Source organism: Streptomyces sp. NPDC110618 (genome assembly GCF_055657065.1).
Map to the genome: position 1 here is coordinate 753,911 of NZ_JBVKBN010000001.1, position 11,763 is coordinate 765,673.

The window sequence follows — 11,763 nt, forward strand, 5'->3', positions numbered from 1 at the left end:
CGGGCCTGCCGTCGGCCGGGTCCGCCGTGGTGCGCGACCCCGACCCGAACCTGGGGGCCGAGCTGTGAGCGAAGACCGCCTGCGTGAGGACCGCGTGCGTGAGGACCGCCTGCGCGAGTACCTGAAGCGCGTCACCGCCGACCTGCACCGCACCACCACCCGGGTGCGCGAGCTGGAGGCCAAGGACCACGAGCCCATCGCCATCGTGTCCATGGCCTGCCGCTACCCCGGCGGCGTACACACCCCCGAGGACCTGTGGCGCCTCGTCGCCGACGGCCGCGACGCCATCACCCCCTTCCCCGAGGACCGTGGCTGGGACGTCGACTCGCTCTACCACCCGGACCCCGAGCACCCCAACACCTGCTACACCCGGGAGGGCGGCTTCCTGCACGACGCCGCCGACTTCGACCCGGACTTCTTCGGCATGTCCCCGCGCGAGGCCCTGGGCACCGACCCCCAGCAGCGGCTGCTGCTGGAGATCTCCTGGGAGGCCCTGGAGCGCGCCGGCCTCGCCCCCGCCGCCCTGCGCGGCACCAGCACCGGCGTGTTCGTCGGCGTCATGTACAACGACTACGGCTCCCGTTTCGACGTCCCCCCGCCCGGCCTCGAAGGCTTCATCGGCAACGGAAGCGCCGGCAGCATCGCCTCCGGCCGCGTCTCCTACACCCTCGGCCTGGAAGGCCCCGCCGTCACTGTCGACACCGCCTGCTCGTCGTCGCTGGTCGCCCTGCACCTGGCCTGCCGGGCGCTGCGGGCGGGGGAGTGCTCCCTCGCTCTCGCGGGCGGCGTCGCCGTCATGTCCACCCCGGTCACCTTCACCGAGTTCAGCCGTCAGCGCGGCCTGTCTCCCGACGGCCGCTGCAAGTCCTTCGCCGAGGGTGCGGACGGTACGGGCTGGGGTGAGGGCGCGGGCCTGATCCTCCTGGAGCGGCTGTCCGACGCCCGCCGCAACGGGCATCCGGTACTGGCCGTGATCCGGGGGAGTGCGGTCAACCAGGACGGCGCGAGCAGCGGTCTGACGGCGCCGAACGGGCCTTCGCAGCAGCGCGTGATCCGGGCGGCTCTGGCGTCGGCGGGGCTGAGCCCGGCCGACGTGGACGCGGTGGAGGCGCACGGCACGGGTACCACGCTGGGCGACCCGATCGAGGCGCAGGCCCTGCTCGCCACGTACGGCCAGGACCGCGAACAGCCGCTGTATCTCGGCTCGTTGAAGTCCAACATCGGGCATACGCAGGCCGCGGCCGGGGTCGGCGGCGTGATCAAGATGGTCATGGCCATGCGGCACGGGGTGCTGCCCCGGACCCTGCACGTGGACGCGCCGTCCTCGCATGTCGACTGGTCGGCGGGGGCCGTGGAACTCCTCACCGAGGCCCGGGAATGGCCTGTGGGCGAGGACCGTCCGCGCCGCGCCGCCGTTTCCGCGTTCGGTGTCTCCGGGACGAATGCGCATGTGGTGTTGGAGGGGGTGGCGGCGGAGCCGGGTGCCGTGGCCGAGGCTGTGGATGGTTTCGGTGGTGTGGTGGTGTGGCCGTTGTCGGCGCGGGGTGAGGGGGCGTTGAGGGCGCAGGCGGGGCGGTTGCTGGGGTCGGTGGCTTCTGGGGTGCCGGGTTCGGTGGCTGATGTGGGGTGGTCGCTGGCGTCGACGCGGTCGGTGTTCGAGGACCGTGCGGTGGTGGTGGGTGCGGACTGGGACGAGTTGCGGTCGGGGCTGGGGGCGCTTGCTGCGGGGGAGTCCCATGCGCGGGTGGTGCGTGGTGGGGTGGTGCGGGGGCGTACGGCGTTCCTGTTCGCGGGGCAGGGCTCGCAGCGGGTTGGGATGGGGCGGGAGTTGTATGAGGCGTATCCCGTCTTCGCGGCCGCGTTTGATGCGGTGGATGCTGAACTGCCTGTTGATTTGAAGGCAATTGCCTTCGGTGAGGACGGGGACAGGCTTCAGCGCACCGAGTACGCGCAGCCCGCTCTGTTCGCGCTGGAAGTGGCGCTGTTCCGGCTGCTGGAGTCGTGGGGTGTGCGCCCGGATGTGCTGGCGGGTCATTCGATCGGTGAGATCGCGGCGGCGCATGTGGCCGGGGTGTGGTCGCTGGCGGATGCGTGCCGCCTGGTTGCTGCGCGCGGTCGGTTGATGCAGGAGCTCCCCGGGGGCGGGGCGATGGTGGCGGTGCAGGCCTCGGAGGGCGAGGTGTTGCCGCTGCTCACGGACGAGGTGGGTATCGCCGCCGTCAACGGCCCGCAGTCCGTGGTGATTTCGGGTGCCGCCGACAAGGTCGAGGAGATCGCTGACCGCTTCCGCGCCGAGGGCCGTAAGGTCACCCCCCTCCGCGTCAGCCACGCCTTCCACTCACCGCTCATGGACCCGATGCTCGCGGAGTTCCGCGAGGTCGCCGCGAGCCTGTCCTACGACCGCCCGAAGCTCCCCCTCGTCTCCACAGTCACCGGACTCCCGGCCACCGACGAGGAGTTGACCTCCCCCGAGTACTGGGTCGACCACGTCCGTCGCACCGTCCGCTACGCCGACGCCCTCCGGACCCTGGCCGAGCACAAGGCGAGCCGGTTCCTGGAGCTGGGCCCCGACGGTACGCTCACCGCGCTCGCCCGGTCGGTGTTCGACGGCGATACGAAGGTCGTCGTGCCCGCGCTGCGCAAGGAGGGCCCGGAACCCGTCGCCCTGCTCAGCGCCGTCGGCACCCTGCACGTGCACGGGCTCACCCCCGACTGGTCCGCGCTGTTCCCGGGCGCCAGGACCGTCGCCCTGCCCACGTACGCCTTCCAGCGGCGCCGGTACTGGCTGGACCCGGTGCCCGGCGGGCGCGGCACCGGTGGGCACCCGCTGCTGGGGTCCGTCGTGACCCTCGCCGACTCGTCCGCGCTCGTGTCCACCGGCGTGCTGTCGACCCGCAGTCACCCCTGGCTGGCCGACCACACCGTCGCCGGCCGGGCCGTGCTGCCGACGGCTGCCCTCCTCGACATCGCCCTGCACCTCGGCGCCCGCGTCGGCTGCGACCACGTCGCCTCGCTCGACCAGGACCAGGCACTCGTCCTCGACGGCGACGCGGCCGTCGAGCTGCAGGTCGTTGTGGACGCACCGAGTGACGACGGCACCCGGGCGTTCACCTGTCACTCCCGTCCGGCCGGCTCCGAGGGCGACGACTGGACCCGCCACGCGCAGGGCCTGCTCGCACCCGCTTCCCCCGTGCCGGTGGACGACTTCGCGGGACGGCCCCCCGCCGACGCCGAGGAACTGGACCCCGCCGAGATCGACGCCCTGTACGAGACGGCGCGGGACGCCGGACTCGGTCACGGCGCCGCCTTCCGCGCGCTCACCGCCGTATGGCGTACCGGGGACGAGGTGTACGCCGAGGCCGTCGTACCGGAGGAACTGCGGGCCGACGCGCTGCGGGTCGCCCTGCACCCGGTGCTGCTGGATGCCGCCCTGCACGCGGCACCAGCGCTCGGCCGGGCCGGGTCGGTGGCCGTGGCGTGGCGGGACGTCACCCTGCACGCCACCTCCGCTGAGGCGCTGCGCATCCGGGTGCGCCCGCTCGCCGATGGCGGACTGCGTCTGGACCTGGCCGACGACTCGGGCGCACCGGTCGTCACGGTCGCCGAAGTCACGCTGTCCCCTGCCGCCGAGCTGCCGCTCCCGGCCGCCGAAACCACGGTCTCCGACGACCTGTTCGCCGTCGAGTGGGCCGAACTCCCGGCGGCCGGGACCGCGAACGCCCTCCACTGCCCGGACCCCGACGCCCTGTTCGCCGCCCTCGATGACACCGTGCCCGATCTGGTGCTCCTGCCCGTACGAGGCGAGAACGCCGAACTCCCTGGCGTCGTGCACGAGTTGACCGGCCGCACCCTGGACCTGCTCCGGCGCTGGACCGCTGACGAGCGGACGGCGGGAGCCCGGCTGGTTCTGGTCACCCGGAACGCCGCCTGTGTCCGGGACGGTGATCCGGTCGCCGACCTCGCTGCCGCCGCCGTGCGCGGTCTGGTGCGTTCCGCCCAGTCGGAGAACCCGGGGCGCCTGCTTCTCGTCGACACCGACGGTACGGCGGCGGACGACGTTGTCGCGGGCGCCGCCGTGGCCGCCCTCGACGACGGCGAGACCGAGATCGCCCTGCGCGCCGGACGCGTGTACGGCGCCCGGATCACCCGCCACCGCGCCGGTGCGGAGACCTCCGCGCCCGTCCTCGACCCCGAGCGGACCGTGCTCGTCACCGGCGCGGGCGGTCCCGTCGCCGCCGCCGTCGCCCGGCACCTGGTGGCCGTCCACGGTGTACGGCACCTGCTGCTCGCCGGCCGCCGTGGCCCCGCCGCTCCCGGCGCCGACGCGCTGCGGGCCTCCCTCGAAGCGGCCGGTGCCGATGTGACGATCGCGGCCTGCGATGTCGCGGACCCGGACGCGCTGGCCGAGTTGCTGGCTGCAGTACCTCAGGCGCACCCGCTCGGGGCCGTCTTCCACGCCGCCGGTGTCATCGACGACGGCGTGATCGGCACGCTCACCCCCGAGCGGCTGTCGGCCGTACTGCGCCCCAAGGTCGACGCGGCCGTTCACCTGGACCGCCTCACGCGCGACCTGGACCTGTCGGCCTTCGTGCTGTTCTCCTCCGCGGCCGCCACCTTCGGCGGGCCCGGTCAGGGCAACTACGCCGCCGCCAACGCCTTCCTGGAGGCGCTGGCCACCACCCTGCGCGCCCAGGGCCGCCCCGCGTGGGCGCTCGGCTGGGGGCTGTGGGCCGAGGACAGCGGGATGACCTCCGGGCTCGGCGCCGCCGACCGGGATCGTATGGCCCGCGCGGGTGTCGCCGCCCTGCCCACCGAGGACGCCGTCGCCCTCCTCGACCGTGCCCTCGCCCAGGAGCGCGCCGTGCTCCTGCCGGTCCGGCTCGACCTCGCCGCCGCACGGGCCGCCACCACGCCCGTGCCCGCGCTGCTGCGCGACCCCGCCGCACCGGTCCGCCGCGCGGCCGCCGCGCGAGCGGGCGGACGGTTCGCCCGGACGCTCGCGGCGCTGCCCGAAGCCGAACGGCCCGCCGCCGTCCTGCGGTTGCTCCAGACGGAGATCGCCGCCGTCCTCGGCCGCAGCGGCGACACCCCGGCCGCCGACCCCGAACGCGCCTTCCGGGACCTCGGGTTCGACTCGCTCATGGCGGTCGACCTGCGCAACGTCCTGGAGCGGCGCACCGGTCTCAAGCTCGCCCCCACCGTCGCCTTCGACCACCCCACCCCGGCCGCGCTCGCCACCCACCTGCTGCGCTGCCTGCCCACCGACGACGACCGGCGCGGCACCCGGGCCGACGGTGCCCGCCCGCGCGGTGGGCGCGCCGCCGACGAGCCCATCGCGATCGTCGGCATGGCCTGCCGCCTCCCCGGCGGCGCCGACACGCCCGAGGCGCTGTGGGACCTGCTCGCCTCCGGGGCCGACGGTCTGACCGACTTCCCCGCCGACCGCGGCTGGGACGTCGGCTCCCTCTACCACCCCGACCCCGGTCACGAGGGCACCAGTTACACCCGCACCGGCGGCTTCCTCGACGGCGTCGACCGGTTCGACGCCGCGTTCTTCGGGATCTCGCCCCGTGAGGCGCTGGCCATGGACCCGCAGCAGCGGCTGCTGCTGGAGGTCTGCTGGGAGGCCGTGGAGCGCGCCGGAGTCGACCCGCGCACCCTGCGGGGCTCCCGGACCGGCGTCTTCGCCGGTACCAACGGCCAGGACTACACGACCCTGTTGCGTGCCTCGGCGGCGGACGTGGACGGCTATCTCGGCACCGGCAACGCCGCCAGTGTCGTTTCCGGTCGTATCGCCTACACCCTCGGACTGGAGGGCCCGGCCGTCACCGTCGACACCGCCTGCTCCTCGTCACTGGTCGCTCTGCACTGGGCGGTTCGGGCGCTGCGCGCGGGGGAGTGCGACCTCGCGCTCGCCGGCGGTGTGTCCGTGATGTCGACCCCGGCCGCGTTCCTGGAGTTCTCGCGTCAGCGGGGGCTCGCGCCCGACGGGCGCTGCAAGGCGTACGCGGACGACGCCGACGGCACCGGCTGGGGCGAGGGCGCGGGCGTGCTGCTGGTCGAGCGGCTGTCCGACGCCCGCCGCAACGGTCACCGCGTCCTGGCCGTCGTCCGGGGCAGCGCCGTCAACTCCGACGGCGCCTCCAACGGGCTCACCGCGCCCAACGGCCCCTCGCAGGAACGCGTCATCCGCGCCGCCCTCGCCGACGCCGGGCTGCGGCCCGCCGACGTGGACGCCGTCGAAGGCCACGGCACCGGCACCGTCCTCGGCGACCCCATTGAGGCGCAGGCTCTCCTCGCGACCTACGGCCAGGACCGCGAACAGCCCCTGTGGCTGGGGTCGGTGAAGTCCAACATCGGGCACACCCAGGCCGCCGCCGGAGTCGCCGGCGTCATCAAGGCCGTCCTCGCGCTGCGGCACGGCACGCTCCCGCGCACCCTGCACGCCGACCGGCCCTCCAGCCACGTCGACTGGGACTCCGGAGCGGTACGGCTGCTGACCGAGCCCGTCGAGTGGCCGCACACGGAGGGCCGTACGCGCCGGGCCGGTGTCTCGTCCTTCGGGTTCAGCGGCACCAACGCCCACGTCATCCTCGAAGAGGCACCACCGGGACGTACCGGCACGGACGGCGACGCCGCCCCCGCCGCCGTGCACGGGCTGCTCGCCTGGCCGCTCGCCGCGCGCACTCCCGAGGCGCTGCGGGCCCAGGCCGCGCGGCTCACCGAGCACGTACGGCGGCACCCGGAGCTGTCCGCCGCCGACATCGGCCACTCGCTGGCCGCCACGCGCACCCCGTTCGAGCACCGGGCGGTGCTGCTCGGCCGGGACCGCGACGACCTGCTCGCCGACCTCACCCGGCTCGCCTCCGCCGTCGAACCCGCCGCCGCGCCGCGCTCCGCCCGCACCGCGTTCCTGTTCACCGGGCAGGGCTCCCAGCGCCCCGGCATGGGCGCCGAACTGCACGCCGCGTTCCCGGTGTTCGCCGAGACCTTCGACGAGGTGTGCGACCGGTTCGGCGCCGACGTCCTCGGCACATCCCTGCGCGAGGCCGTTCTCGGCGACGCCGGGCACCTGCTGGACCGCACCGGCCACGCGCAGCCCGCCCTGTTCGCCTTCGAGGTCGCCCTGTACCGCCTCGTGCGCTCCTTCGGCGTGACCCCCGACTACCTGTTCGGCCACTCCATCGGCTCGCTGGCCGCCGCACACGCCGCCGGAGTCCTGTCCCTGGCCGACGCCTGCGCGCTCGTCGCTGCCCGCGCCCGGCTGATGGACGCCCTGCCCGACGGCGGCGCCATGGTCGCCCTCCAGGCCACCGAGGAGGAGGTCCTGCCGCTCCTCACGGACGGCGTCGGCATCGCCGCCGTCAACGGCCCCCGCTCGGTCGTGGTCTCCGGCGAGGAGACCGCCGCGCTCGGCCTGGCCGGGCGGTTCGCGGCCCAGGGCAGGCGCACCCGACGACTGCGCGTCAGCCACGCCTTCCACTCACCGCTCATGGAACCCATGCTGGACGAGTTCCGCGAGGTCGCCGCCGGTCTCACCTACCACGATCCGGTCCTGCCCGTCGTCTCCGACGTCACCGGCCGCCCCGCCACCGCCGCCGAACTCGCCGACCCCGACCACTGGGTGCGCCACGTCCGGCAGACCGTCCGCTTCCACGACGGCGTCCGCGCCCTGGAGGACGCCGGCGTCGGCCGCTACCTGGAGATCGGCCCCGACGGCACGCTCACCGCGCTCACCGCCGACGCCGTCACCGCCCCCGACCGCTGCGCCGCCGTCGCCCTGCAGCGCACCGGCCGCTCCGAGACCGACAGCCTGCTGTCCGGGCTCGCGCACGCCCACGTCCACGGCGTCGACGTCGACTGGACCGCCGCCGCGCCCGGCTCCGGACGGGTCGTCGACCTGCCCACCTACCCCTTCCAGCGGCAGCGCTACTGGCCCGGCGCCCGCGACCGCGCCGGTGACCTCGCCGCCGCCGGACTCGCCGACGCCGGGCACCCGCTGCTCGGCGCGCGCGTCGACCTCGCCGACGCCGACGAGTACGTCTTCACCAGCCGCCTCTCCCTCACCGACCAGCCCTGGCTCGCCGACCACGCCGTCGGCGGCACCGCGATCCTGCCCGGCACCGCCCACCTCGACCTCGCCCTCCTCGCCGGGGCCCGCGCGGGCTGCGACCGCGTCACCGAACTGACCCTGCTGGAACCCCTCACCCTCGCCCCCGGCCAGGCCCTCGCCCTCCAGGTGCGGCTCGGCGCGCCCGACGCCGACGGCAACCGCCGTATCGGCGTCCACTCCCGCCCCGTCGACGCCGCCCAGGACCGACCCTGGACCCTGCACGCCGACGGGCTCCTCGGCACCGACGCCCGCCCCGAACCCGACGCGCCGCACACCGACTGGCCGCCCGCGGACGCCGAGGAACTCGCCGTCGAGGACCTCTACGACCGGCTCGCCGGCGCCGGCTTCGGCTACGGCCCCGTCTTCCAGGGCCTGCGCCGCGCCTGGCGGTCCGGCACCGAGGTGTACGCCGAGATCGCCCTGCCCGAACAGGCGCACACCGACGCCCCCCGCTACGGCGTCCACCCCGCCCTCCTCGACGCGGCCCTGCACGCCACCGCGCTGCTGCCGCTGGACGACTCCGCGCCGGGCAGGCTGCCGTTCTCCTGGCGCGACGTCACCCTGCACGCCACCGGCGCCACCGCCCTGCGCGTCCGGCTCACCCTGCGCGAACAGGACGCGGTGACCCTGGAACTCGCCGATCCCGACGGCCGGGCCGTCGCCTCCGTCGGCGCCCTCACCCTGCGCGCCGTCGACCCCGACGCCCTGCGCGCCCGCCCCGACCGCGGCGCGGGCGACCTGTACCGGCTCGACTGGCAGCCGCAGCGGACGGACCATTCCGCCGTCGCGCCTCTCACCGTGCTCGGCGACGACGCGGGGCGCGCGCTCGCCGCCGACCTCGCCGCGGCCGGGGTCACCGTCCATGTCACCGGCAACCTCGACGCCACCCACGGCACCCTGATCGCCGCCCTTCCCACCGAGGCCGCGGGCCTGGACCGCGCCGGGCACATCGCCGCCCAGCGCGCCCTGACCCTCGTACAACGACTCCTGTCGGAGCCCGAACTCGCCTCGACGCGGCTGGTGTTCGTCACGCGCGACGCCGTCCCGGTCGATGGCGGTTCGGTACGCCCCGCCGCCGCGGCGGCCTGGGGACTGGTGCGCTCCGCCCAGTCCGAACACCCCGGACGGTTCGTCCTCCTCGACACCGACACCGCGTCCCTCACCGCACTGCCCGCCGCGCTCGCCCGCACCGACGCAGCCCAACTCGCCCTGCGCGACGGCACGGTGCACACCCCGCGCCTCGCCCGCGCCGACGAGACGGCCGCCCTGCGCCCGCCGCACGGCACCGGCACCCGCCCCTGGCGGCTCGACACGGTCCGCAAGGGCACCCTCGACGGACTGGAACTCGTCCCGGCCCCCGATGCCGAACGCCCGCTGGAGCAAGGCGAGATACGCATCGCCGTGCGCGCCGCCGGCGTGAACTTCCGTGACGTCCTCAACGCCCTCGGCATGTACCCCGGCCCGGCGCGTGACTTCGGCCTGGAAGGCGCGGGTGTCGTCACCGAGACCGGTCCCGGAGTCACCGGGTTCGAGGTCGGCGACCGCGTGCTCGGCATGTTCCCCTCCGCCTACGGGCCCGTCGCCGTCGCCGACGCCCGCACCGTGGCCCGCATCCCCGACGGCTGGACGTACGCCCAGGCCGCGACCGTCCCGATCGTCTTCCTCACCGCCTACTACGCCCTCGTTGACCTCGGCCGCGTAGAGCCGGGACAGCGGGTCCTCGTGCACGCGGCGGCGGGCGGCGTCGGCATGGCCGCCACCCAACTCGCCCGCCACCTCGGCGCCGAGGTGTACGCCACCGCGAGCCCCGCCAAGTGGGACACCCTGCGCGCCGCCGGACTCGACGACACCCACATCGCCTCCTCCCGCGACCTCGCCTTCGAGGACGCCTTCCGCGAGGCCACCGCAGGCCGTGGCGTCGACCTCGTACTCGACTCCCTCGCCGGGGAGTTCGTGGACGCCTCACTGCGACTGCTGCCGCACGGCGGACACTTCCTGGAGATGGGCAAGACCGACATCCGCGACGCCGACGAGGTCGCCACCGACCACCCCGGCGTCCGCTACCGCGCCTTCGACCTCGCCGAGGCCGGACCCGACCGCATCGGGGAGATGCTCACCGCCCTCGTCGACCTGTTCGAGGCCGGGATCCTCACCCCGCTGCCCGTCACCCCCTGGGACGTCCGCCACGCCCCCGCCGCGTTCCGCCACATGTCGCAGGCCCGCCACATCGGCAAGGTCGTCCTCACCCTGCCCACGCCGCTCGACCCGGACGGCACCGTCCTCATCACCGGCGGCACCGGCGGCCTCGGCGCGCTCCTCGCCCGCCACCTCGTCACCGAACACGGCGTACGGCACCTGCTGCTCGCCTCCCGCCGCGGCCCCGACGCCGACGGCGCCGCACAGCTCGCCGACGAACTGCGCGCCCTCGGCGCCGAGGTGGGCATCGAGGCCGCCGACCTCGCCGACCGCGAGCAGGCCGCCGCGCTCCTGTCCCGGGTGCCCGACACCCACCCGCTGACCGGCGTCGTGCACGCCGCCGGAGTCCTCGACGACACCGTGGTCGAACAACTCACCCCCGAGCGGCTGGACGCCGTACTGCGGCCCAAGCTCGACGCCGCGGTCCACCTGCACGAGCTGACCCGCGACCTGGACCTGTCGGCGTTCGTCCTGTTCTCCTCCGTCGCCGGCACCCTCGGCGCACCCGGCCAGGCCAACTACGCCGCCGCCAACGCCTTCCTCGACGCGCTTGCCGCACACCGCCGCGCCCTCGGCCTGCCCGCCCTGTCCCTGCCGTGGGGCCCCTGGTCCCAGGTCACCGGCATGACCGGCACCCTCACCGACGCCGACATCCGGCGCATGGAACGCGCCGGACTGCCCCCGCTCAGCCCCAAGGAGGGCCTGGCGCTGTTCACCGAGGCACTGGACCGGCCGGACGCCGTCCTGGCCCCGCTCGCCGTGGACCCCGCCCGCCTCGGCGCCGACGGCCCGGCGCACCCCCTGCTGACCGGCCTGGCCCGCGTCCGGCGCACGGTCCGCGACCTCAGTACCGACAGCGCCGTTTCCGGCGGCCCGGGGCTCGCGGAGCAACTCGGACGCCTGAACGCCACCGAACGGCACCGCAGGCTGACCGAGGAGGTCTGCCGCCAGGTCGCCGCCGTCCTCGGCCACGCCTCCGCGGCCCGCATCGACCCCGACCAGTCGTTCAAGGAGCTCGGCTTCGACTCGCTCACCGCCGTCGAACTGCGCAACCGGATGAACTCCGCCACCGGCGTGCTGCTGCCCGCCACGCTCGTCTTCGACTACCCGACACCCGCCGTCCTCGCCGACCACCTCTGCCGCGAGCACTTCGGGGGCGGCGACGAGTCCGAGGCGGAGGCCGTCCCGGTGGCGGGCGAGCCCGACGAGGCGACCATCCGGAAGCTGCTCACGACCATCCCGATCACCACCTTCCGCGAGTCGGGACTGCTGGACACCCTGCTGGCCCTCGCCTCCGCGGGCGTTCCCGTCCAGCGCGACGGGAACCGGGCCGAGGCGCCGGACGAGTCCGGCCCGCACGACCCCGAAGGAGTCGATGTCGACGACCTCGATGTCGACGACCTCGTCCGGATGGCCCTGGGCACCGACGACTGACGGAGCCCCGCCCCTTTCTT

Annotated in this window: 1 protein-coding gene; it reads left to right on the forward strand. The window is 75.0% G+C overall.

Going from position 1 to position 11,763, the window contains the following annotated elements:
- The first annotated feature begins 64 nt into the window (after positions 1-64).
- Positions 65-11,743 (forward strand): SDR family NAD(P)-dependent oxidoreductase, encoded by an 11,679-nt coding sequence (locus ACZ7L7_RS03135; protein WP_472074548.1) that lies wholly within the window; start codon positions 65-67, stop codon positions 11,741-11,743.
- Positions 11,744-11,763: the final 20 nt, after the last annotated feature.